Genomic DNA, 21,075 nt, shown 5'->3' with positions numbered 1-21,075 from the left:
ACGAGAAGACCTTTGAAGAGCGGTTAGCAGAAGAGGCCCAACGCTTCAAAGAGGCAGCAGACAAGCTTCCGCCGGGCACAGCGCGCGAATTGCTTTTACGTCGAGCCCGGCAAGCCGGCACGGCTGCTCACATCAACGAATGGCTGACTACGCCCGGGGCTGCAAGCTCCTAAGTCATTGAAAAACTGGTGCACCGATCAGAAGAGGTAGGTCGCTGCTTGCCGCCCTAAAATGAGACGGTTCGCATATGGACAGCGGTTACTCTTGAGACGCAGGTTCTCAGGCGGATCAGCTGCGGGGCGTTCGATGGAAGAATACCGGGCCTACGTCATTGGACCTGACGGCCACATCATCAATCGCGTAGATATTCGCTGCGCTAATCAGCAAGAAGCGCGTCGGCTCGCAAAAATCGCCGTGAATGGACACGCCGTGGAGCTTTGGCAGGCCGAACGTTTCATTGAACGGTTTGAGCCAGAGCACTAAGGGCAGCTGGTTGCCGCTTCCTTGATTTCGAATGACGCTCTATTGCTGACCTGACGAGCCCGGTTCGCCAAGTCCGTTGCTGAAGGCAAAGCGGACTTCCTGCACCTTACGTTCGGGACAGTAAAAGCCCGCGAAGATACGCACAGAAATTTGCAAATGCGCCGCTAGGGCTCTTGGTGCATTAAGGCAACTGGCCGCTTGCTCATTGGCATGAGCATTCACGATTTGAAAACCCGCATGGCGGACGTCGGAGGGATTGAAACCCTGACGATGGGCCTTGAAGCGGGCCGGATTGTCCTTCGCTGGGATGGCTACTCGGCTGCCGTCGACGCTTCGGCCTCTGACGCTGAATGCGAGGCGGCCGTTCGGAACGCGATCAAGCTCCCCCCCGTGTCCCTGATCCCTGACAAGCCGGCTGCAATTCCTGTGGCGGCCAAAGCCAATGGAGCTGCCACCATGTCGACTAATCCCGCCAGTGCCGGCGCCAGCGTCAAGCAGATGATGGAAGAGCACACCCGCATGATGGGCGAAATCCAGCAAGCCCAACTTCGGATCTTGGAAGGCACGCTTGCCCGTCAGCGGGAGACGGTCGCTGGCGCTGTTGGCAAGATCGCTCAACAGATCGAGGGGCAGACGGATGAATTCCTTTCAGCCCTCGGTCAGTTCTCGAACGATCTGGGTTAAGGCGAAACACCAATGGGCCGGCCTTCCGACTATTCCCCGGAACTCGCTGTTCTGATCTGCGCTCGGATGGGTGAGGGCGAAAGCCTGCGCTCGATCTGCCGCGACGATGCAATGCCGGCTTTGTCGACGGTTTTCCGGTGGCTGGCGGGCGACAAAGCGTTTCAGGATCAGTACGCGCGCGCGATGGATGCGCGGGCAACGCTCCTGGCGGAAGAAATCCTTGAGATTTCCGACGATCGCAGCGGAGACGCGGTGACGGATCCCGAAACGGGCGCTGTCCGCATGGATGCCGAATTCGTTGCTCGCTCAAGGCTCCGGGTTGATAGCCGAAAGTGGCTGGCGGCTCGCATGTCTCCGAAAAAGTACGGCGACAAGGTAACGCAAGAAATCAGCGGGCCGGACGGCGCGGCGGTCCAAACCATTACGAAAATTGAGCTGGTGGCGGCTCCAATACCGGAAGGGATGGGCGAGGGATGAGCGAAGCCGAACAGTTGCGTGACAGGGTGGAAGAGTTGCAGGCGCTTCTAGGCGTCGGCAATGACGACGTATCGCGGCTGCTGGCCGTTCTCGATGCCACGCCGCAGCAATGCGAAATGATTGGATTCATGCTCCGGCGCTCGGTCGCGACCAGGACGGCGATGCATACCGTTCTTTTCGGCGCTCGGCCTGAGTGCGATCAACCGGAAATGAAGCTGATCGACGTCCAGATGGTCAAGGTCCGGAAGGCGCTCGAAAAGGTGGGCGTCGAAGTCCGGACCGAATGGGGCTCGGGCGGCTGGGCCATCCCGATCGCGCACAAGGCGAAGCTGCGCCGGCTGATGAGCGAAGGCGTTGCGCCGGGCGATGATCTGCGCGCGCGCCGCATGGCGTTCCTGGAAGGCGCGTAATGGCTGCGCTTGTCTATCGCAACAAGCGCGGCGATCTCGTCGCGGTGACTGATCCGCGGCCGGCGGATTGGGATGCATACTATCAGGATTGGGCGGACCAGCACCGCGGAGCGTTCGAGCGCGCGCTAAAGCTCGAACTGCGCCGTCCACTGAAACGTTTCTGAAACGGGGGATGTAACGATGACGATGAATAGGCATGCGGTTTCTGCGGCGCTGGCGATCGGCTCCGCCGCGATTGCTCTTAACGGCCAAAGTGCCTGGGTGTGGGCATGGTTCCTGCTCGGCGCTGTCGTGGTGAGCCGCGGCTGATTGCGCCTTGACCGTTCCGCGGCTTCTCCTTCCTCCTAAGCTCGTCCCGGTCTTTACCGGCGAGGCCATGTTTCGCGGCGCCTATGGTGGCCGCGGCTCGGCTAAAACGCGCTCGTTCGCCAAAATGGCGGCGGTGCGCGCGATGATGTGGGCAACAGAAGGCCGCGAGGGGATTATTCTCTGCGGCCGCGAGTTCATGAATTCGCTGGCCGATAGTTCATTTGCGGAAGTCAAAGCGGCCATTTCCTCGGAAAGCTGGCTGGCGGACTTCTTCGATGCCGGCGAAACCTATATCCGGACCAAATGCCGGCGGATTTCGTTCGTGTTCGCGGGCCTGCGGCATAATCTCGACAGCATCAAGTCAAAGGCGAAGATCCTGCTTCTATGGGTCGATGAAGCCGAACCAGTCAGCGCGAACGCCTGGACGGTGACAATCCCGACCGTGCGCGAAGAGGGCGCCGAAATCTGGGTGACATGGAATCCCGATCGCAAGAAGAGCGCGACCCATATTCGCTTTCGGCAAGCCCCGCCGGACGGCTCGAAGATCGTTGAGCTGAATTGGCGGGATAACCCGTTCTTCCCCAAGATCCTCAACGCGACGCGGCTCGATGATCTAAAGAACCGCCCCGATCAATACGATTGGGTATGGAACGGCGGTTTCCGAACGGTGGTGGAGGGCGCCTATTACTCCAAGCTGCTCCTGCAAGCCAAGGAACAGGGCCGAATAACCTTCGTTCCGGTCGATCCGCTGATGCAGATCCGCGCCTATTTCGACATAGGCGGAACGGGCGCGCGGGCTGACGCGGTGGCAATCTGGATCTGTCAGTTTGTCGGGCAGAAAATCAACGTCCTGGACTATTACGAGGCGCAAGGGCAACCGCTCTCGGTTCATCTGCAATGGATGCGCGATCGTGGATGGGGCAAAGCCTGGGTGATCCTGCCGCACGACGGCGCCGCCGGCGACAAGGTGTTTGCGACGTCCTACGAAAGCGCGATCCGCGAGGCGCAGTTTGACGTCCTGGTGATCCCGAACCAGGGCGCCGGCGCGGCCTCGGCCCGCATTGAGACCATGCGGCGGCATTTCCCGCGGATCTTCTTCAACGCGGAAACGACGGAAGCGGGGCGCGACGCGCTCGGCTGGTATCACGAAAAGAAATCCAACGATGAGCGGAACATAGGGCTCGGGCCCAACCACGATTGGAGCTCGCACGGCGCCGACGCCGGCGGCCTGATGTGCATCCACTATGACCAGCCGGACGGAGCTCCGCCGCAGAGGGAACGATATCGAGGCAGGAGAAGTTCGAGCAGCGGCGGCTCTTGGCAAAGTGCTTGACCGCTCAGGAGTAAAGCGATGGAGGGCAAGCGGAAGTAGCCCGGTCGTCCCGCAAAGTCGCTTAATTCGTTCAAATTGGGAATCTCGCTATGTCTTCACATGCTATCGATCTCTATTAGCAACCATAGGGAACCACGATGCCAACCTACCTCGTAAATCATCTGCGGATTCCGGGCGATGTCCCGAGCAACGATGCCTTGAACTACCTTGACCAAGTTGAGGCAACAGTTGCGCCCTATGGCGGTAAATGGCTAGCGCAGGGTCCAGGCGACGTAATCGAGGGAGCTTGGCCTGGCGCTGTCGTGCTGATGGAGTTCCCGACCCGGGAGGCGGCTGACCAGTGGTACAACTCCGCGGCTTACACCGCCCTTCGCGCTCTCCGGATCAAGAGTGCGATCTCCGACATAATCTTGATCGATTCTTTGCCGGCAGGGTTCACCATTAAGGCGTTCGCGAACAATATCCGTGAGACTATGAAAGGCGCGTGATGGTTTGCCGCTCAAAAGCGGACGCCTTCGGCCTGATGTGCATCCACTACGACCAGCCGGACGGCGCTCCGCCCCCGCGCGAACGGTATCGGGACCGGCGAAGCTCACGGGGTAGCGGCTCCTGGCAAAGTGCTTGACCGCTTAGGAGGTGCCGGCTCAACCGGTCGACGCAACACAGGCGTTAAATCTCTCCGCTGGTGTTTCAAATTGCAAGGTCTCACGTGGTCGTTCGTTTAGCTGACGAGCCACTTTGTTCAGATAGGCTTGCGAATGCACCGACAAGTCGGTGCCCTTCGGGAAGTACTGTCTCAGCAGGCCATTGGTATTCTCGTTCGACCCGCGCTGCCACGGGCTTTGCGGATCGCAAAAATAGACGTCGATGTTGGTCGCCAACGTAAAGCGACGATGATCCGTAAGTTCCTTGCCCCGATCCCAGGTCAGGGACTTATACAGCTCCTTTGGTAGCTTCTTCGCCTGCTTGATGAGCGCGGATACGACCGTCTGGGTGTCCTTGCCTGCCACCTTGGCCAACATCACGTAACGCGTATGACGCTCGACCAGGGTCGCGATGTAGCTGTTGTTCGGTCCGGACAACAGATCGCCTTCCCAATGGCCAGGCACCGCCCGATCTTCAACCGCCGCCGGTCGCTGGCTGATTGAGACGATATCCTTGATGTGCCCCCGTCTATCCCCATTTGGGTCAACCGGCCTGGAGCGACGCATCGAGCGCTTCGATCGAAGATGGCTAAGCAGCTCTTTCTTGAGCACGCCGCGTGCTTGGACAAACAAGCTGCGATAGATGGTCTCGTGTGACACCTGATTACACTCGTCTTCAGGATGCGTTCTCTTCAGCCAACCGGCTATCTGCTCGGGTGACCAATCCAATCTGAGCTTGCCTGCCACCGCCCGCCGAAGCCGCGGATTGGTCGCTAACTTACAACATTTTGGACGACGGGATCGCGCCCAGGCATTCTCGTCCGCAAGTGTCGCTCGGTAGCGATCATAGCCGCCATTGCGACCCATTTCCCGGCTCACCGTCGAGGGTGAGCGGCCAAGCAGTTTGGCGATCGACCGGGCCGATCGATGTGCCGTAACACCTCTGGAAATCACCTCGCGTTCCGCAAGCGTCAACGCCAACCTGGAGCGACGCCGCTCCGCAGGACGAATCCCACCATGCGGAGCCACCAGAAAATAGATCGACGATGACTGCTTACCAAAAGCTCGTCCAATCGCCTTCAGCGACTCCCCACGCTTCCAGCGATCCCATAATTCCGTCTTCTCCGCCGCAGTAAAACCTCTATGAAATCTCCGTTCCATCCCACACTCCATCTTTTCCCTCTAAGATAAAGTGTTGCGGCGACCGGTTGAGACCACCAGGGTTAAGCGGACATTGCCGGGCGGCCGTGATACGTCCGCTAATGACCCAACTCGGACCGCTGGCACATTGCTTTCTGCCGGTTGCGGTGTAGAACGGCACTCGGGTGTTCGCTGCATGTGGCAGTGACAGGTCAAGCGATGGTCGGGCCGCCACGCGGAAAGCGTGCGCCCAATGCATCATCGCCGTTCTGACGAGGAAATTCTCCGTGCCCAATCCCTCGCCGGGCGGGCCGTGAACGTGCCCCGGCTTCTTCTTGCCGCCGCGGTGGCCCTCCCGCTCATCCTATTCGCAAATCCAGCTGCGGCAGCATCCACTACCGGCCTGTATTCGGCTCAGCCCGTCTACTTGTTTGGCATCCCGGTTGATTTCATTCTGTTCGGCCTGACGCTGCTGGGTGTCGCCGTGTTCCACCACAAGACGCTTGAGGTGGCGTTGATCGGACTTGTGGCCGTTTCACTTTACAAGGTCGTGTTTACCGGCTTCCGACAAGGCAAGGGCCTGACGGGCCTGATGCTTCAGCTTCATCACGAATGGGTGATCCTCGCCAACCTGTTTCTGCTGCTGATGGGTTTCGCCATCCTGTCGCGCCATTTCGAGAAGAGTCGAATCCCCGATGTGATGCCAGCATTCCTGCCGGACGGTTGGAGCGGCAGCCTAGTCCTGCTTGCCATTGTATTCGTGATGTCAGGCTTTCTCGACAATATTGCCGCTGCGCTGATCGGCGGCACGATGGCGCGTCACATGTTCAGGGGCAAAGTACATATCGGTTACCTTGCCGCTATCGTTGCGGCTGCCAATGCAGGAGGCGCAGGCAGCGTTGTCGGCGATACCACTACCACCATGATGTGGATCGACGGCATCAGCCCGCTGCGCGTCGTCGAAGCCTACGTAGCAGCCGTTGCTGGCTTCCTGATCTACGGGATACCGGCTTCGCTGGCACAACACCGCTATTCGCCAATTCAAAAGAATGCACAGCGTGGCCTGCGCGTCGATTGGACGTATGTGGCAGTTGTCGCTGCAATCCTGACCATCGCCATTGCGGCGAACGTCATCGCCAACCTGAAATTTCCGGCGGTGCTCGATGCCATCCCCGTAATCGGACTTGCGGTCTGGATCGTCATCCTCGCGGCCGCGCCGCTGCGGCGGCCGGATTGGGCCACCATGCCGGAAACGCTCAAGGGCACGGTCTTCCTTCTGGCCCTTGTCACCAATGCGTCCCTTATGCCGGTCGAGGAATTGCCGCGGGCCTCATGGCAAACTGCGCTGGGACTCGGCTTCCTGTCTTCCGTGTTCGACAACATCCCACTGACCGCGCTGGCGCTCAAGCAGGGCGGCTACGACTGGGGTTTCCTTGCGTATACGGTGGGCTTCGGCGGTTCGATGATTTGGTTCGGCTCGTCTGCGGGCGTCGCGATCTCCAATATGTATCCACAGGCAAAGTCGGTCGGCCTGTGGCTGCGGCACGGCTGGTTTATCGTGGTGGCGTATATTGTGGGCTTCTTCGTGATGTTCGCCATTGTTGGGTGGAATCCTGACGCTCCACACAAAAAACGCGTTGCGTTGGATATGAACTATCAACTGAGCGCGGCTGGCCCGGTGTAAGGCCATCCCCGCGCCGACGGAGCGTCGGGGAGCGCGATTTCGATGACGGGTGATCTCTGGGCACTGGCCGCGGCGATGTTGTTGGCTACTCTTCAGCTCACCCTATCCAGTGTGTTGACACTCCGTCAGCTAGGAGGCTCTTGGGTCGCAGGGCCTCGTGACGAAGTGCGCGAGGTTACGGGTGTTAGCGGGCGCTTCGTTCGTGCGTACCGTAACCTGCTAGAGATATTTCCACAGTTCGTTGCCGCACTGTTCCTGGTGCACGCGGCTCATGCCGCTGCATCACTATCGGTAATTGGAGCTTGGGTGTTCGTCGTCGCCCGGCTGCTTTATGTTCCCGCCTACGCCTTCGCCCCGCCAGGTGTACGGCCAATCTGTTGGCTCGCCGCACAGATAGGAATTTTTACGATTTTGGGTGACTTATTTGTCTGAACGCGAAACAAGCTCGGCTTCGTTCGTTCATTGATGTTTTAGGTCTGGCAGTTCTACCGGATACCAATCGGTTGCAGTCGATTTGCAAACCATACGGACCTTCGCTTCTTTCCGGTACATATCGCGTGGCGCAAAAATCAGGATGCTTATTACAGATTGGCTGTCACCCGCGCCGAATTCCTTTCGTACCGAACTTTTGTACAATTTATTGATCAGCAGCAATTCCTCCTGACATTCTTGCAGAGGCGCTGCCCCTCTCTTTTCAGTTACTGCTTCGACGAAAGCAACAAATTTGGAGGAGTCGTGGGTAGGATTATGGAAAACTACAGCATCCTTAATGCGCACCTCTCGTTGGGTGATAGTGGATGATGATGTGTCTGGAAAGTTTAGCCGGTGCAGGGCAAGAATCGCTGCACCGATAACGGCAACAACAACGAAAACAACAATGGCACCTTTTCTCACGAGATGATCCGGCAGTATTCCAAGCTACCCCACACCACTATATAGGCGAAGATCGGGCTATCGAAGTCCGTTTGTGGCCCTTAGCGGACCTCAACTACCGGCCGAGCAGAGTCCGTTTTGCGCTCAAAAGCGGACCGCTTCGCCTGATGTGCATCCATTACGATCAACAGGACGGCGCTCCGCCCCCTCGCGAGCGGTATCAGGACCGGCGAAGCTCACGGAGTAGCGGGTCCTGGCAAAGCGCGTAAATAGCGTAAATCGCTACCGAAGGCGGCCCGCAATGTTTCCGCCCCTTTGGCAGTGAGCACCATGTGGTGATAGCCCCGTAGAGGACCGCCCGGAGGGTCAGCAATCAAGTTCATTCGGGCCATCGACCAAAGGAGTTTGCTGCTACATGGGCCGGTTATCGTGAAGGCTACACTGGTATACGTACGGAAAACCTTGCCAAGGGCGACGGCTCGTAAGGCGTAAAGGTACTTGTCAGTTAGCAGTGCGCTCATCGACCCGCACCATATTACCAAAAACTGCGGGGTCCTTGATTTAGATCAAACGACCCCAGGATGGGCTGGTATGCATCCTCCGGTCATGAACCCTCGCCATGAGAAGGAAAGGGAAGCTAAAAAGGCGCCGGCAAAGCCCAAGCCGACGCGCTCAGCCGAGGCGCGACGGATCGTCGAGGATTACGCCAAAGATCTGCGGGCGATTATCAAGAAGCTTCGTAAGCGCCTCCATTGATGCGGCGCAGCTCGAATTGGAGACTGCAAAAGAACGGCCCTGGCGGGAGCTCTACTTCTCGCCAGAGCCGCTAGCAATCCCGGGCTATCGAACTCCGGGACCGCTTAAGTCATGAGACTGTCCACTATGCGGAAGGGACATCCACCATAATCAGCATGCTGGGCAACCGTTCCTGTCGCGCGGAGAAATCATTTCCGGCAGCGCTGTACTTCCGAAGCATCCAAACCAAACAGGATGCTTCCATGACCAAGATTGTCCCCACTGTCGGCCGCGTTGTGTGGTTCACACCTTCGACGCTTACCGGCGACTATGGCTTTACCCACATTGACAGCCGAAAGCCGCTGGCCGCGATCGTTACTCATGTTTTCGGCGACGCGCTGGTGAACCTGAGCGTTTTCGATAGCAACGGCGTCCCTCACAGCCGAACGAGCGTCGCGCTTGTGCAGGCTGACGAGCCAAAGCCCGAACACGGCTATTTCTGTTCCTGGATGCCGTACCAAGTCGGGCAGGCGGCCAAGGCTGCGGCGAGTCCCACCTAGGAATTCCTGTCGCGGCACCTTGTCGGCAATCGGGTGGCACGCATCACCCGAACTCCTACCATGTTCCAAATCCAAAGGAGCACGATATGCGCAAATTTCACTCTATCGCCGCCCTCTGTGGCGACGGTCTTCGGCCCGAACTGCAAGCGCTGTTCGATCGGCTGGCGGTTGACCCTCAGTCAGAGCTATTGGTTCGCCGCGACGGCATGATCCAGTCGGGCCCCGATCCCGTCTCGGAGACGCATGACGCAGCCCCCGCTACCCCAAAGAGGGTAGCCTGAATTGAGCCCCGGATAATTCATTTCCGGCACGCTGTTAGGACCGATCCTGATCAACAGGATCGGTTTGAATGCTCAACGACGCGGACAGCTATCAGGGTGGCGGCGAGGCTAGCGAGCCCGTAAGGGACGCGGAGAGCCTCTTTCGCAAGCTGAAACGGTTCGTCAAAGCCGATCGGAACAGCAAAGGCCAAGTCGCCTGGCGCAAAGAGGCGCGCGAAGATTTCGACTTTGACGCCGGCGAACAGCTCACGGACGACGATAAGGCGATTTTGCAGGATGCAAAGCGCCCGATCGTCATCTTTAACCGCGTCGGAACGACGGTCGATAGCGTGGCCGGTCAGGAAGTCGGCAACCGGCAGGAAGTGCAATTTCTGCCGCGCCGGCTCGGCGTTGCGAAGAAAAACGAGCTGCTGACGTCCGCGGCGAAGTGGTTTCGCCAGCAATGCGACGCGGAAGATGAGGAAAGCGACGCCTTTCGCGACCTGGTGGTGTGCGGCATGGGCTGGACGGAAACCCGTCTGGACTATGAGGACAACCCGGAAGGCGATCCCAAGGTTGATCGCGTCGACCCGCTCGAAATGGTGTGGGATAGCGGCGCCAAGAAGCGAAACCTGGTCGACGGCCGGCGCCTGGCGCACATCCGGCGCGACGTCCCGATTGACGAGGCGCGCGCGCTCTGCCCGGGCGATCCCGATCGGCCGTTTAAAGATGCCGACTATAACGCTACCTGGCTCGGCGAAGAGGACGAGGGCGAGAAGCCGCACCACAACGACGGCGAAACCTACAATAAGGCCGAAAGCGGCGAGGACGGCGACGACGACGAATGCGTGACGCTGGTTCGTGTCCAGTGGTGGGAGCGCGTCCCGGCTTACCTGGTGATTGATCCGACCAACCCAGACAACATTTTGCAGCTCGGCAAAGACGAGTTCGAGCAACTGAGCCAAAAGGCCAAGCTCGCCGGCGGAAAACTGCGCTTCACCAAAACGACGCGGAAGGTTTACCGGCAAGCCTACCTTGGGAACGTGCTGCTCGAAGTCGGCGACGCGCCTTGTAAGGGCCACTTCTCGTTCAAGTGCATGACCGGCAAGCGGGACCGCAACAAAAATACGTTCTTCGGCATCGTCCGCGCCATGAAAGACCCGGCTCGCTGGTCGAATAAGTGGATGTCGCAGACAATGCACATCATGAACACCACGGCGAAGGGTGGTGTTGCGGTCGAAAGGGGCCAGTTCTTCGACAATGACGCGCAGGGCGAACAGTCTTGGGCGCATCAGGATCAGGTAACGTACCTGAAACCCGGCGCGCTCTCGGGCTCTAACCCGAAAATGATCGCAAAGCCGACGTCGCAATTTCCGCAAGGCTCTTTCGAGCTGATGCAGTATGCGGTGCAATCGCACCGCGACGTGTCCGGCGTCAACGTCGAGATTTTGGGAATGCAAAGCTCGGCAGGGCAGGCGGCAAGCCTGGATCTGCAACGCAAGCAATCCGCGCTGACGATCCTGCAGCCGTTGTTCGATAGCCTCCGGCGCTACCGGAAGGAACAAGGCCGGCTGATGCTCTACATCATTGAGCATTACATCCCGGACGGAACGCTCGTGAAAATCGAGGGCCCGGAAGAGGCGCAATTTGTCCCGCTCATCAAGAAGGACGCCTTCGACGGAAAAACTCAGTACGACGTCATCGTTGACCAAAGCGCGACCTCGGCGAACCAAAAGGAACTCACCTGGGCGATGCTGCAACAGATCTTGCCGGTTATCGGCAAGATGCTGCCGCCGGCAACCTGGCTCGCGCTGCTCAAGTATTCGCCGCTCCCGACGTCCGCGCAAAAGGACATTTCGGACAGTATTGAGAAATCGCAGCAACAGGCCGATCCGGAACAGGCCGCGCGCGAAGCGGATCTGAAGCTAGAAAACGACAAGGCGCAGGCGAAAATTGCGAACGACAAAGCGCAGTCTGACGCGAAAATCGAGGCGATGCGTCGCGAGGCCGAAACGAAGGCGCAGCTCGCGCGCGAGGCCGCGCAAAACGACGCAATGTTGAAGGCGCTCACGGCGCCAGCGGCGACCGGGCCGGACGGCCAGCCGGAGCAGGGCGGGGGCGACGTCGCCGCGCTCATCATGGGCATGATGAACGAAATGCGCCGCGACATGACCACGCTGGCGCAGGCGCTCAACACTCCGAAGAAACTGATCCGTGATCCGCAAACCGGCGAAGTCGTCGGGATTGCACCTATGGGGGGCTAAATGGCTGCTTTCAACAAATTCAATCAGTGGCCGCAGGATCTTGCGACCGCGGTTCACAATCTCAACACGGCCGCGCTGATGGTTATGCTGACCAATACGGCGCCGGTCGCGACCAATGCCGTTAAGGCTGACGTTGCCGAAATTGCCGCGGGCTTCGGCTATACGGCCGGCGGCGGCGCCGCAACGTTCGTTTCGGGCGTGCAGACGGGCGGCCTTTACAAGCTGGTGCTTAACGACGTCCTGTTTACCGCGGTAGGCGGAACGATCGCAACGTTTCGCTATGCCGTCCTCTACAACAGCACGCCGGCGGTACCGCTGAAACCGCTTATCGGCTGGTGGGACTTTCAGGCGGCTGTCAACATCACGAACGGAAATAGCTTCCTGGTCGACTGCGACGCAGCGAACGGCGTTCTCACGATTAACTAAAAGCCGCCGGCATGATCGACCTTAGCAGTGTCAGGCGCGCAAACGATCCGCTCGACTTGAGGAAGCGAAAGAGCCGGATACGTCCGGCCGTCGCTTCGCTTTTGATCGGCGGCACGGCGCTAACCCTGTCCTATCGGGACGTCCAGGCCGGCGCCAGCGAGCAACGCCGCGAAGCGGTCCTAACGCAACAAGTTCTCGAGAACGGTCCGAAAAAGACGTTTCGGTTTGAGCCGATCGTTCTTAGCGTCACGATTTTTCTAGCGTCTGGCACAAGCTGGACTGTCCCTACCGACTGCGCAAGCGCCACAATCGAGTGTATCGGCGCGGGCGCTGGAGGCATCGTTGGCGCTGGAGGCGGCACTGGCTTCACAGGTCAAAACGGACCTCAAGGCAGCTTTGGCGGTGCCGGCGGCACTGGAGGCACTGGCGGCAATGGTGGCACCGGGGGCGGCGGTGGCGCGTATTCCGCTGGCCCTGTTGCGCTCACGCCTGGGGCATCTATCCCGATTAACGTGGGGAGCGGCGGCGGAGCCTCCACTAATGGCGGAGATACATGGTTCAACGGCGCGTCCTTCGCTGCTGCTGCGGTTGCGGCAAAGGGCGGAACATCGGGTGGCCTAGGCGGCCAAGCCAGTGCAGGTATCGGGACCACCAAGTTCAGCGGCGGTGGTGCTGCTGCTGGCGGCTCTGGCGCGGGCGGAAGCCCAGGAGTAGCAGGTAGCATCACAGCTGGCGGCAACGGCGGCACTGGTGGTGCTGGTGGGGCAGGCGGCGGCGGTGGCGGTGCTGCTGGTCCCCACGGCGCAGGCACCGCAAGCGCAGGCGCTTCCGGCGGTTCTGGCGATGCCGGGAACACGGCGGCAGCTTCCAACGGAACGCAGTATGACGCCACGCACGGCTCCGGCGGCGGCTCTAACGCATCAGGCGGGCCGGGCGGTGGAAGCCCCGGCGCTGGAGCGCCAAGCACCTCAGTTCCCCCCACTATAGGCGGCCCCGGTACAACTGGCGGCTCCGCAGGCGCATCCGGTCTCTACGGAGCCGGAGGCGGTGGAGGCGCTGGAGGCGGTGGTGGCGGTGGCGGTGGTGGCGGTGCACGGATCGTCCAGACTGCCGGCGCGGCCGGTGGCTCTGGCGGTGGCGGCGGCTCGCCGAGTGCAGGCAAGCAAGGTCTTATCGTCGTTGTCTATACGCCCGTAAGCGGCGGGACGCTGACGGCTGACCCTGGCTCGTTCTCGACTACGGGTCAGGTTGTTGTTTTCCGGACGGTGCAGGCGAGCGACGCCGGTGCATTTTCGACCGCAGGGCAAGCGGCCACATTCAAAACGCAGCTCGCCGCGGCGCCTGGATCGCTCTCGATCTCCGGCAATGCGTCATTCCAAATCATCGAAGCGGTTTCGGTCGGCGGCTACACGGTTTCGGGCCAGCCGGTCGCCGGCAAGCTCTCTTTCGTTGTCTCGGCAGGCGCCGTCTCGGCATCGGGCAAGCCGGTATCGTTTACGATCGGCCTTGCGGTCGCTCGCGGCGCCTTCACCATCAACGGAATCGCGCCATCCGCAACGACCATCATGCGGGCGGACGCCGGCGCGAGCAGCACAACCGGCAACGCGGAGCTATCGCGCACCGGTTACGATCACGACAAGCAGCAATATGGCGGCATCGGGCACTATCTCTTAGAGCTCGAACGCGCTCGCCAGCTCGCGGCGATCACGCGCAAGGTGCCTGGCGTGCCGATCGACCGTCGCACCGTTCCGCGGTTCGCACCTCTGCGAGCCTCCCCTGTCGCTACGGCCGCGCCCGCGGTCGATATGCAGGCGGTAGAGAATGAACGCGCTGCGGCGGCTGCGGCTGCGAAGCAGGCGGCACAGAAACGCCGGCGCGAGGAAGAGGCGATCTTGCTACTTGTCTGTTAAAACGGCTCTGGCGTAAACGGGCCGGTTGCCGCCAGAGCCGCCAACCTCCGATCAGGTCAGCCTGGAGGACCGGAAGCTGAATAAATTACGCTGAACGAGCGCCATCGTTCCTAAGCTTTTCGCGCGCTGGACGGCTCTGACGCAAACGCCACGTTAGCGCCAGAGCCGCCACCTCCAGACGGATGATCCGGGCAGGGATGATACCGGAGGCTCGCCATCAACTTCAATGCGGCATCGTCGTTCCTGCTCGCTCTTACTTTTTGCTTGCTGAGACCCCTTAACCCGGGAGCCACCGGCGATTGCCCGGATTTCCGCGCGCGGCGGCTCCCGCGTTCTCTGAGCCGGCAGCGCCGGCGGAAGGCAAGCAACGATGTCCCTCAACGAAGGATCAACACCCGTCGACACTGGCGGCCCGTCACTTTCGGCGGATGAAGAAGCTTTTTTTTCGAGCGGCGGCGAAAGCGCAATTCCGGGCGACGATGGCGCGGATGCCGGCGGTTCAACTGGCGACGGCGAAGGCGGCGAGGGAAATCCTGCCGTCGGTTCGGCCAAACCTGACGCCGCGGCGCCGAAAAACGATCACGTCCCGCTTGCGACGTTCCTGGAAGAGAAGAAAGCCCGCAAAGAGCTGGCGACCAAATACCAGGATACGGAAAAGCAGCTTGCGGAGCTGCGCGGCAAGTTCGCGATAATCGACCGGCTCAAGCTCGGCGGCGATCCCGCCCCGGAAACGCCGGCCGGCCCTCCGAAGGTCGAAGATGATATTTTTGGCGCGGTCCGACACATCGGCGAAACCGTCGCACAGATGGAAAAGCGGGCCGCGGACGAAAAGGCGGCGAGCGAAGCCAACGAGAAGGCCGCGACCGAACAAAAGACTTTTGTGGATAACTACACAAAGGCTTGCGACGAGTTCGAGCAAACTACGCCGGATTTCAAAGCGGCTTACAATTTCCTTCTGAACTCCCGCGCCGCTGAATTGAAGGCGATTGGCTACGATACGCCGCAATCACTGCATGAGGCGCTTATTGCCGACGAGTTCGCCATTGCGCAAATGGCGATGCAGCGCGCCAAGAGTCCGGCGCAGATGCTTTACGATCTGGCAAATCAGCGGGGTTATAAGAAACCGGCGGCTGACCCCGACAAGGGCAAGGCCGCGGAGAAGCTTGAGACGATCGAACGCGGGCAGGCGGCACATAAGAGCCTGAACGATATGGGCGGAAGCTCGGGCGATGCAGACATGACGGCGGAAGCACTGATTGCCATGCCGGCGGACGAGTTCGAAGCCTGGTGCAACAAAAACCCGGCGAAGGCTCGGCGACTGTTCGGTGGCTAACGCCGCTTGTGAGTGAGTAAGGCCCGCGGGAGTTTCAATCCCGTTTTCGACTGGCGCCCGTCACAGCGCCACGCCTCCACCGAAGGCGGGAAATCTCGGTGTTGCGCTCGATCGCAGCGTTTCGCGGTCAACCCACAGCACCCGAATTCCCACCTTAGAGGCATAAAATGTCCGTTACGCAATACGGCGTGAACAACGTCCTTTCCAACAAGCTTTGGGCGAAAAAGCTCAACGTCGAAGCACTCAAGGAAACCTATTTCGGCAAGTTCATGGGCGAGGGCGCCTCGAACATGATCCAGCAGAAAACCGACTTCGAGACGAACGCCGGCGATAGCGTGACGATCGGCCTGCGCGTCCAGTTGGTCGGCGACGGTGTGACCGAAGGTCAGACGCAGCAGGGCAACGAAGAGGATCTGACCACGTATAACGACAAGCTCACCATCAACGAGCTTTCGCACGCGGTCCGCACCAAGAACAAGAATTCCATCGACGCCCAGCGCGTCCCGTTCAACTTGCGCGCGGAAAGCAAGGACGGCCTTACCGATTGGTACGGCAACCGGCTCGATACCTGCATGGCGAACCAGCTCACCGGCAACGTGCTGGTGGTAGACCCTCGCTATACGGGCAACAACCCAATCATGCCGGCCACGAATGTCTATCGTCCGGGCGGCTTGACGGACGACGCGGCGGTGAATGCCGACAACACCAAAACGATGAAGTTGCAGTTCCTGGATCACATGCTGGAACGGGCGAAAACCATGTCGCCGCTGATCCGGCCGGTGAAGGTCAACGGGAAAAAGAAATATCTCGCCTTCCTGCACGACTTCCAGGTCACGGACCTCCGCACGGATGCCGGCGCCGGTCAGTGGCTCGATATCCAGAAAGCCGCGCTCGCCGGCGGGGCTGGCAAGGATAGCCTGATCTATTCCGACGCGCTCGGGGAGTATCGGGACGTTATCCTGCATAGCTGGAACCGACTGCCGGTCGGCATCAAGAACGACAACACCGCGGCGACCAGCACTCGGCGCGGCGTGTTCGCCGGAGCACAGGCGGCGGCGGTCGGCTTCGGCAAGGAGTTTTCGAAGGGCTCGCACTTCAAATGGATTGAAGAGCTGTTCGATTACGAGCGCGAGCTTGGCGTTTCGGCGCAAACCATCTGGGGCATCAAGAAGAGCGTTTTCAACGGCGCTGACTTCGGTGTGATCCCGTTCACCACCTACGCCGTCGCGCACTAAGGGCGGCTGCTGATCCTGTTCAACCTGATGGGCGTAAGTCCCGCGAAGCAAGGCGCTTCGCGGGCGGCCTCTCAAAAGCTCTGAAAGGGCAAAAACTCATGTCTACCGCTCGCAAGAATGCCGCGCAGCTCGTTCACTATCTGCGCTTCGCGATCAACTGGAACGACGCCGGCATTGCCGCCGGCGTCAATAAGCAGACGCTTCCGGCCGGCGCAATCCTGATCGGGACCGACGTTCTGGTTGTAACCCCGTTCAACGCCGGAACCACCAACGACGTGACGGTGGGTATCGGCGGCGTCGCAAACAACGTGGTCACGACTGCGGATGCGGTGGAAACGGCTGCGGGCCTAACGCAGAACATCAAGCCAAGCGGCATCGCGGCAGTACCGCTGGTCGCGGATAGCGTGGTGAAGGCGACCTTTACGCAGACCGGCGGCGCCGCGACTGCGGGTAAGGCAATCGTCATCATCAAGTACGTTCCGGACAACGATCTCTAAGCCCGGTGGAAATCTGGCTGCACTTCGCGGGGGCGTCGCTGGTTCTCAATGAGCCGGCGCCGCCTTCGGTCCATATGCTGGCGACGGAAGCCGCGCTAGCCCTCGCTTCTCCGGCCGTGACGGTGGCAGATGCCAAAGACGTTTCTCGCCCTCCGAAACCAAATCGCAACGGATCTGACGCGCGACGATCTGACGTCGGAAATAAAAAGCGCGGTCGAAAACGCAATTGAGCATTACGAAACCTCGCGGTTTTACTTCAACGTCACCCGCTCGCTGACCTTTCCGACCGTGGCCGGTCAATCGGCCTATGGCGGCTCGGCCCTGGCGCAGATCCCGAACATTATCGGGCTGGATACCCTCTTCCTGTTCGACGGAACGCGGCCGCTCGAGCTGGATAAGTACGAGGCGGACGAATTCGAGTGGTTGCAAGGTTCAATGACCGGCGCCGGCCGGCCGTGCGCCTATACCTACGTTGACAGTCAGATTTTGCTCTGGCCGGTCCCGGTCGCGGTCTACACCATGCGGCCGCACATGCATTACGCGCTTGATCCGCTGGTGCAGGACACGGACACGAACGCCTGGTGCAACGACGCGGAACAACTGATCCGCTGCCACGCGAAATTGCTGCTCTATACAAATCTTATCGGGGATACGGAAGGCGCCCAGCTCATGGCCGGGCAAATCCAGTCCTATAAGGATCGGCTCGATTACAAAACCTCGGCGCGCGCTGGGACGGGCCGCATTCGCGGGACGTCCTGGTAATGTCGCTGATCCCCTTTGGAGAGTATCGGCCGGACGTTTCCGACTACCAGGCGCAAAGCGGGCGCTCACTGCTGAACGTGGTCCCGCGCGGGGATGGCTATGGGCCCTTCCCAAGCCTGGCTGCAATCTCGCAATCGCTCGGCCTGCAATGCCGCGGCGCCTTTACTGCCTACAAAACTGACGGCTCTGTGGTCGTGTTCGCGGCCTCGGCGACCGATCTTTATTTGCTGAACAACACGACGTTTGCATGGTCGAAAGTCTCGCTCGGCGGCGGTCCCTATGCCGCCGTTCCTCCTAAAGATCAATGGCAAGCGGTCCAGTTCAATAACCTGGTGATTTTCGTGCAAGCGAACGTCGCCCCGCAGGCATTCGATATTTCGAGCTCGGCGGCCTTTGCGAATCTGGCCGGCAATCCGCCCTTCGCGCGCTATATCGGCATCGTTGGGAGGTTCGTCGTTCTGACGGGCCTTCTTAGCAACCCCGGCCGGGTTAAGTGGTCGGGCCTGAACGACGTCAACGGCCCGAATTCCTGGACGGCCGGCATCAATTCGAGCGACGAACAAGATTTGGTCGACGGTGGCATTTGCCGCGGCATCGCCGGTGGCGAAAGCGGCGTGATCCTGCAAGACAGCATCGTCCGGCGCATGATCTTTTTGCCCGGCGATCCGCGCGTTTTCCAGATTGACAAGATCGCGGAGGAACTTGGCATCTTTGGGCCTTTGAGCCTGGTCCGCTCCGGCTCCAGCGTGTTTTTCTATTCTCTGAAAGGCTTTCATCGGATCGACCCCGGCGGCGCGCCGGTCCCGATCGGCCGCGAACGTGTCGACCGAACCTTTTTCGCGGATCTTGACGCAACGCAGCCGCAGTTATTCCAAGGGCTCGCCGATCCGCGAAGCTCGCGGATCTTGTGGGTTTACAAGTCGGTCAACGGCCAAGCCGGCCAGTTCGACAAGGCGCTTTGCTATGATCCGGTGCTAGATCGGTTCACGCCGCTGCGCTTCTCCGGCGAATTCCTTTTCAAGATGGCGCAACCCGGCTTCACGCTTGAAGGCGTTTCCGCGCTCCTGGGGTCGAACCTCGACGCCATAACGCAGTCGTTCGATAACCTGACGTCGGCGATCGTCCCGGAGCTGGCGGCCTTTGACGCCGGGCATGCGGCCAACTTCTTCCGCGGCGCGAACCTGGAAGCGACGCTTGAAACCGCGGAACAGGGCACGGACGGCCGGCGCGTCAAAATGAGGGTCGGCTTTCGCCCGGTGTCGGACGCGGTGACGGTCTTTGGCTCGGCCTCGCGCCGCGAGAACTTGCAACAGCCGGCGGCGGCTGGTTTCGAAAGGCTAGTGAACGCGAAAACCGGCATCTGCAACATGCTGGTCGACACTCGGTATTCGCGGCTCAAGTGCCGAATTCCGGCCGGGACGGCCTGGACGTTCATCAACGGTGTTGAGCCGGCGGACCTCAAGGCGACGGGGAAACGATGAGCGTTTTTCTCCCGTCGACAACGGAAAAGGACTTATCCAAATATGCGCTGTCGCTGCAACAGCTCGCGGCCGGCCGCTCGAACGCTACCGGATCGGTGACGCTCGCCGCCGGCGCGACGTCCACGACGGTTGCGGCGCCGAATTGCGCGCCGCAGAGCGCGGTTTTCCTGTTCCCGAAAACGGGCAATGCCGCGGCCGCGCTCGCCGCGGGCACAACGTTCATTAACTCGGTTGGCAAACAGTCGTTCACGATATCGCACGCGAACAATGCTCAAACCGATCGGTCCTTTTTCTATGTCTGCCTCGGCTAGTCTACATTGCATCCCGCCGCAGCTCGCGCGCGAAATCTGGCCGATGGTGCGGGACAGGCTCTATGCGGCCGCGCGGCGGACGGATCTTAGTCATTCGATCGACATTGCGCGCGATGTGCTGCACGGCGACGGCGTTTTGTGGCTGGCCTGCGAGGGTCAGGAAATCAAGGCCGCGGCGGTGACGCTTCTGACGCGAACCGATCGGCATCTAGTCTGCCTGATAACCGCGCTCGGCGGGGACGATATGGAAAGCTGGTTGCCGCTGCTGCCACAAATCGAAGATTGGGCGAGGGCGGAAGGCGCCGCGCGCGTCCGCGTTATGGGCCGGCCTGGCTGGGCTCGCGTCCTCAAAAACTATGACGTCTCGAACGTCGTTCTCGAAAGGGCTCTTTAATGGGCGGCACTAGCACAAGCTCGCAAACCCAAACGCAGAGCCTCGCGCCGTATGATCCGGCGAAAGAGGGGCTGACGGGCATTCTCGGTGGGCTGACGAACCTTGTTCCGCAGGCCGGGCTGAACAGCAACCAGTCGGGCGCGCTGGGCACGATCACGAACAACGCCAACACGGCGAGTTCGGCGTTTTCCCCCGCGGTCAATTCTGGAACGCTAGGCTTGCTCAATGGCGGCGGGGCGAAGGCGAACGATGGCGCGATCACGCAGAACCTTGCCGATTACAAGGGGCTTTTGGGCTCAACGGCGAGCGGTGCGAACATCGGCAACAACACGGCGCTGAAAGCCCAATTGGACGCGGCGGCGGCGGACACGACTAACAGCATCAACGGCCAATGGGCGGCGGCCGGGCGCGATTTCTCGCCGGGCAACGCGCAGGCGCTCGCGCGCGGCATCACGACGGCACAGGCGCCGGTTATCGCCGCGCAATACAATACCGACGTCGCGAACCAACTCGCCGCGGCGAGTTCACTTTATGGCGCTGGAAACACGACTTACGGCATTCTGAACGGCAACAACGCGACCGCAAATCAGAATTTCACCAACGGCGTTGGCACCGCAGGGACCACGCTCGATGTCAACAATTTCGGCGCGAACGCCACGCTCCAGGCGGAAGCGCAGAAATTCGGTATCCCGGCATCGCAATACGCAACGCTGCTCGGGGCAATCTCTCCGGTGGCGGCGCAGTTCGGCACGCAAACGGGCCACTCGGAAGGCGAACAGACAATGAGCGGCGCGCAGCAATTCGCGACGATCGCGCAGGGGCTCGGTTCGCTGTGGCCCAAGGGCAATATTTCGTTCGGAGCAAAGTAAA

General features: G+C 60.4%; 26 protein-coding genes. 24 read left to right on the top strand and 2 right to left on the bottom strand.

From position 1 onward, the window contains the following. Nucleotides 1-306 precede the first annotated feature (306 nt). The 8 genes from ACPPVP_RS29270 to ACPPVP_RS29235 all read left to right on the top strand — a co-directional run bounded on the left by ACPPVP_RS29270 (nucleotide 307) and on the right by ACPPVP_RS29235 (nucleotide 4,184). Entirely contained in the window at nucleotides 307-483 is a 177-nt protein-coding gene (locus tag ACPPVP_RS29270; RefSeq protein WP_426526854.1) for a hypothetical protein, read from the top strand. Nucleotides 484-693: 210 nt separating this feature from the next. Then, nucleotides 694-1,167 (top strand): hypothetical protein, encoded by a 474-nt coding sequence (locus ACPPVP_RS29265; RefSeq protein ID WP_426526852.1) that lies wholly within the window; start codon nucleotides 694-696, stop codon nucleotides 1,165-1,167. A gap of 12 nt (nucleotides 1,168-1,179) precedes the next feature. Next, nucleotides 1,180-1,644, top strand: a complete 465-nt coding sequence (locus ACPPVP_RS29260; RefSeq protein ID WP_426526851.1) for a terminase small subunit protein — start codon at nucleotides 1,180-1,182, stop codon at nucleotides 1,642-1,644. Continuing rightward, nucleotides 1,641-2,054, top strand: a complete 414-nt coding sequence (locus ACPPVP_RS29255) for a hypothetical protein (protein ID WP_426526849.1) — start codon at nucleotides 1,641-1,643, stop codon at nucleotides 2,052-2,054. Before ACPPVP_RS29260 ends, ACPPVP_RS29255 begins: the two co-directional genes overlap by 4 nt. Next, entirely contained in the window at nucleotides 2,054-2,218 is a 165-nt protein-coding gene (locus tag ACPPVP_RS29250; protein WP_426526847.1) for a hypothetical protein, read from the top strand. Before ACPPVP_RS29255 ends, ACPPVP_RS29250 begins: the two co-directional genes overlap by 1 nt. A 16-nt stretch (nucleotides 2,219-2,234) precedes the next feature. Then, complete coding sequence (locus tag ACPPVP_RS29245; protein WP_426526845.1) at nucleotides 2,235-2,363, top strand: hypothetical protein; 129 nt, start codon at nucleotides 2,235-2,237, stop codon at nucleotides 2,361-2,363. A gap of 7 nt (nucleotides 2,364-2,370) precedes the next feature. Beyond that, nucleotides 2,371-3,696, top strand: a complete 1,326-nt coding sequence (locus ACPPVP_RS29240) for a PBSX family phage terminase large subunit (RefSeq protein WP_426526843.1) — start codon at nucleotides 2,371-2,373, stop codon at nucleotides 3,694-3,696. A 137-nt stretch (nucleotides 3,697-3,833) separates the two neighbouring features. After that, nucleotides 3,834-4,184, top strand: coding sequence for a DUF1330 domain-containing protein (locus ACPPVP_RS29235; RefSeq protein ID WP_426526841.1), 351 nt, complete (start codon nucleotides 3,834-3,836; stop codon nucleotides 4,182-4,184). 156 nt (nucleotides 4,185-4,340) lie between these two features. On the opposite strand, the gene ACPPVP_RS29230 is transcribed toward ACPPVP_RS29235, so the two are convergent. After that, nucleotides 4,341-5,501, bottom strand: coding sequence for an IS30 family transposase (locus ACPPVP_RS29230; RefSeq protein WP_426526839.1), 1,161 nt, complete (start codon nucleotides 5,499-5,501; stop codon nucleotides 4,341-4,343). Nucleotides 5,502-5,733: 232 nt separating this feature from the next. Between ACPPVP_RS29230 and ACPPVP_RS29225 the strand changes: the two genes are divergently transcribed. Next, complete coding sequence (locus tag ACPPVP_RS29225) at nucleotides 5,734-7,164, top strand: citrate transporter (protein ID WP_426526837.1); 1,431 nt, start codon at nucleotides 5,734-5,736, stop codon at nucleotides 7,162-7,164. A 42-nt stretch (nucleotides 7,165-7,206) separates the two neighbouring features. Continuing rightward, nucleotides 7,207-7,596: an MAPEG family protein gene (locus tag ACPPVP_RS29220; RefSeq protein ID WP_426526835.1), complete on the top strand. Its 390-nt coding sequence runs from the start codon at nucleotides 7,207-7,209 to the stop codon at nucleotides 7,594-7,596. Between the two features lie 27 nt (nucleotides 7,597-7,623). Here the strand turns inward: ACPPVP_RS29220 and ACPPVP_RS29215 are convergent, their stop codons facing one another. Then, nucleotides 7,624-8,058, bottom strand: a complete 435-nt coding sequence (locus tag ACPPVP_RS29215) for a hypothetical protein (RefSeq protein WP_426526833.1) — start codon at nucleotides 8,056-8,058, stop codon at nucleotides 7,624-7,626. A 570-nt stretch (nucleotides 8,059-8,628) separates the two neighbouring features. On the opposite strand from ACPPVP_RS29215, the gene ACPPVP_RS29210 reads away from it, so the two are divergent. The 14 genes from ACPPVP_RS29210 (at nucleotide 8,629) to ACPPVP_RS29145 (ending at nucleotide 21,074) form a co-directional block, all read left to right on the top strand. Next, nucleotides 8,629-8,793 carry a hypothetical protein gene (locus tag ACPPVP_RS29210; RefSeq protein ID WP_426526831.1) on the top strand — a complete coding sequence of 55 codons (165 nt, stop codon included), beginning with the start codon at nucleotides 8,629-8,631 and terminating at the stop codon, nucleotides 8,791-8,793. A gap of 242 nt (nucleotides 8,794-9,035) precedes the next feature. Continuing rightward, a complete protein-coding gene (locus tag ACPPVP_RS29205) occupies nucleotides 9,036-9,332 on the top strand; it encodes a hypothetical protein (protein ID WP_426526829.1) in 297 nt (98 codons plus the stop codon). Between the two features lie 86 nt (nucleotides 9,333-9,418). Next, the gene (locus ACPPVP_RS29200; protein WP_426526827.1) at nucleotides 9,419-9,613 is read left to right on the top strand and encodes a hypothetical protein; all 195 of its coding nucleotides are present in this window, start codon (nucleotides 9,419-9,421) and stop codon (nucleotides 9,611-9,613) included. 68 nt (nucleotides 9,614-9,681) lie between these two features. Beyond that, nucleotides 9,682-11,856, top strand: a complete 2,175-nt coding sequence (locus ACPPVP_RS29195) for a portal protein (protein WP_426526825.1) — start codon at nucleotides 9,682-9,684, stop codon at nucleotides 11,854-11,856. Beyond that, complete coding sequence (locus ACPPVP_RS29190) at nucleotides 11,857-12,282, top strand: hypothetical protein (RefSeq protein WP_426526823.1); 426 nt, start codon at nucleotides 11,857-11,859, stop codon at nucleotides 12,280-12,282. 1,265 nt (nucleotides 12,283-13,547) lie between these two features. Then, nucleotides 13,548-14,192, top strand: a complete 645-nt coding sequence (locus tag ACPPVP_RS29185; protein WP_426526821.1) for a hypothetical protein — start codon at nucleotides 13,548-13,550, stop codon at nucleotides 14,190-14,192. 370 nt (nucleotides 14,193-14,562) lie between these two features. Then, entirely contained in the window at nucleotides 14,563-15,525 is a 963-nt protein-coding gene (locus ACPPVP_RS29180) for a hypothetical protein (RefSeq protein ID WP_426526819.1), read from the top strand. Nucleotides 15,526-15,692: 167 nt separating this feature from the next. After that, nucleotides 15,693-16,760, top strand: coding sequence for a N4-gp56 family major capsid protein (locus tag ACPPVP_RS29175; RefSeq protein WP_426526817.1), 1,068 nt, complete (start codon nucleotides 15,693-15,695; stop codon nucleotides 16,758-16,760). Nucleotides 16,761-16,858: 98 nt separating this feature from the next. Further along, on the top strand, nucleotides 16,859-17,257 hold the full coding sequence (locus tag ACPPVP_RS29170) for a hypothetical protein (RefSeq protein WP_426526815.1): 399 nt from the start codon (nucleotides 16,859-16,861) through the stop codon (nucleotides 17,255-17,257). 129 nt (nucleotides 17,258-17,386) lie between these two features. Further along, nucleotides 17,387-18,019: a hypothetical protein gene (locus ACPPVP_RS29165; RefSeq protein ID WP_426526813.1), complete on the top strand. Its 633-nt coding sequence runs from the start codon at nucleotides 17,387-17,389 to the stop codon at nucleotides 18,017-18,019. Then, nucleotides 18,019-19,500 carry a hypothetical protein gene (locus tag ACPPVP_RS29160; protein WP_426526811.1) on the top strand — a complete coding sequence of 494 codons (1,482 nt, stop codon included), beginning with the start codon at nucleotides 18,019-18,021 and terminating at the stop codon, nucleotides 19,498-19,500. Before ACPPVP_RS29165 ends, ACPPVP_RS29160 begins: the two co-directional genes overlap by 1 nt. Then, a complete protein-coding gene (locus ACPPVP_RS29155) occupies nucleotides 19,497-19,811 on the top strand; it encodes a hypothetical protein (RefSeq protein ID WP_426526809.1) in 315 nt (104 codons plus the stop codon). The genes ACPPVP_RS29160 and ACPPVP_RS29155 overlap by 4 nt, the downstream gene beginning before the upstream one ends. After that, the gene (locus ACPPVP_RS29150) at nucleotides 19,768-20,205 is read left to right on the top strand and encodes a hypothetical protein (RefSeq protein WP_426526808.1); all 438 of its coding nucleotides are present in this window, start codon (nucleotides 19,768-19,770) and stop codon (nucleotides 20,203-20,205) included. Before ACPPVP_RS29155 ends, ACPPVP_RS29150 begins: the two co-directional genes overlap by 44 nt. Continuing rightward, complete coding sequence (locus ACPPVP_RS29145) at nucleotides 20,205-21,074, top strand: tail fiber domain-containing protein (RefSeq protein WP_426526806.1); 870 nt, start codon at nucleotides 20,205-20,207, stop codon at nucleotides 21,072-21,074. Before ACPPVP_RS29150 ends, ACPPVP_RS29145 begins: the two co-directional genes overlap by 1 nt. Nucleotide 21,075: the final 1 nt, after the last annotated feature.

This window comes from Bradyrhizobium sp. McL0615, assembly GCF_049993905.1.
GTDB lineage: Bacteria > Pseudomonadota > Alphaproteobacteria > Rhizobiales > Xanthobacteraceae > Bradyrhizobium.
This window is presented reverse-complemented; position numbering and strand designations above follow the sequence as displayed.

Coding starts and splice junctions, on each gene's coding strand:
- ACPPVP_RS29205 (WP_426526829.1), top strand. CDS start 9,036: ATGACCAAGATTGTCCCCACTGTCGGCCGCGTTGTGTGGTTCACACCT.
- ACPPVP_RS29250 (WP_426526847.1), top strand. CDS start 2,054: ATGGCTGCGCTTGTCTATCGCAACAAGCGCGGCGATCTCGTCGCGGTG.
- ACPPVP_RS29230 (WP_426526839.1), bottom strand. CDS start 5,501: ATGGAACGGAGATTTCATAGAGGTTTTACTGCGGCGGAGAAGACGGAA.
- ACPPVP_RS29165 (WP_426526813.1), top strand. CDS start 17,387: ATGCCAAAGACGTTTCTCGCCCTCCGAAACCAAATCGCAACGGATCTG.
- ACPPVP_RS29190 (WP_426526823.1), top strand. CDS start 11,857: ATGGCTGCTTTCAACAAATTCAATCAGTGGCCGCAGGATCTTGCGACC.
- ACPPVP_RS29175 (WP_426526817.1), top strand. CDS start 15,693: ATGTCCGTTACGCAATACGGCGTGAACAACGTCCTTTCCAACAAGCTT.
- ACPPVP_RS29160 (WP_426526811.1), top strand. CDS start 18,019: ATGTCGCTGATCCCCTTTGGAGAGTATCGGCCGGACGTTTCCGACTAC.
- ACPPVP_RS29265 (WP_426526852.1), top strand. CDS start 694: ATGAGCATTCACGATTTGAAAACCCGCATGGCGGACGTCGGAGGGATT.
- ACPPVP_RS29235 (WP_426526841.1), top strand. CDS start 3,834: ATGCCAACCTACCTCGTAAATCATCTGCGGATTCCGGGCGATGTCCCG.
- ACPPVP_RS29210 (WP_426526831.1), top strand. CDS start 8,629: ATGCATCCTCCGGTCATGAACCCTCGCCATGAGAAGGAAAGGGAAGCT.
- ACPPVP_RS29155 (WP_426526809.1), top strand. CDS start 19,497: ATGAGCGTTTTTCTCCCGTCGACAACGGAAAAGGACTTATCCAAATAT.
- ACPPVP_RS29200 (WP_426526827.1), top strand. CDS start 9,419: ATGCGCAAATTTCACTCTATCGCCGCCCTCTGTGGCGACGGTCTTCGG.
- ACPPVP_RS29270 (WP_426526854.1), top strand. CDS start 307: ATGGAAGAATACCGGGCCTACGTCATTGGACCTGACGGCCACATCATC.
- ACPPVP_RS29255 (WP_426526849.1), top strand. CDS start 1,641: ATGAGCGAAGCCGAACAGTTGCGTGACAGGGTGGAAGAGTTGCAGGCG.
- ACPPVP_RS29260 (WP_426526851.1), top strand. CDS start 1,180: ATGGGCCGGCCTTCCGACTATTCCCCGGAACTCGCTGTTCTGATCTGC.
- ACPPVP_RS29195 (WP_426526825.1), top strand. CDS start 9,682: ATGCTCAACGACGCGGACAGCTATCAGGGTGGCGGCGAGGCTAGCGAG.
- ACPPVP_RS29150 (WP_426526808.1), top strand. CDS start 19,768: ATGCTCAAACCGATCGGTCCTTTTTCTATGTCTGCCTCGGCTAGTCTA.
- ACPPVP_RS29220 (WP_426526835.1), top strand. CDS start 7,207: ATGACGGGTGATCTCTGGGCACTGGCCGCGGCGATGTTGTTGGCTACT.
- ACPPVP_RS29170 (WP_426526815.1), top strand. CDS start 16,859: ATGTCTACCGCTCGCAAGAATGCCGCGCAGCTCGTTCACTATCTGCGC.
- ACPPVP_RS29245 (WP_426526845.1), top strand. CDS start 2,235: ATGACGATGAATAGGCATGCGGTTTCTGCGGCGCTGGCGATCGGCTCC.
- ACPPVP_RS29225 (WP_426526837.1), top strand. CDS start 5,734: ATGCATCATCGCCGTTCTGACGAGGAAATTCTCCGTGCCCAATCCCTC.
- ACPPVP_RS29145 (WP_426526806.1), top strand. CDS start 20,205: ATGGGCGGCACTAGCACAAGCTCGCAAACCCAAACGCAGAGCCTCGCG.
- ACPPVP_RS29180 (WP_426526819.1), top strand. CDS start 14,563: ATGTCCCTCAACGAAGGATCAACACCCGTCGACACTGGCGGCCCGTCA.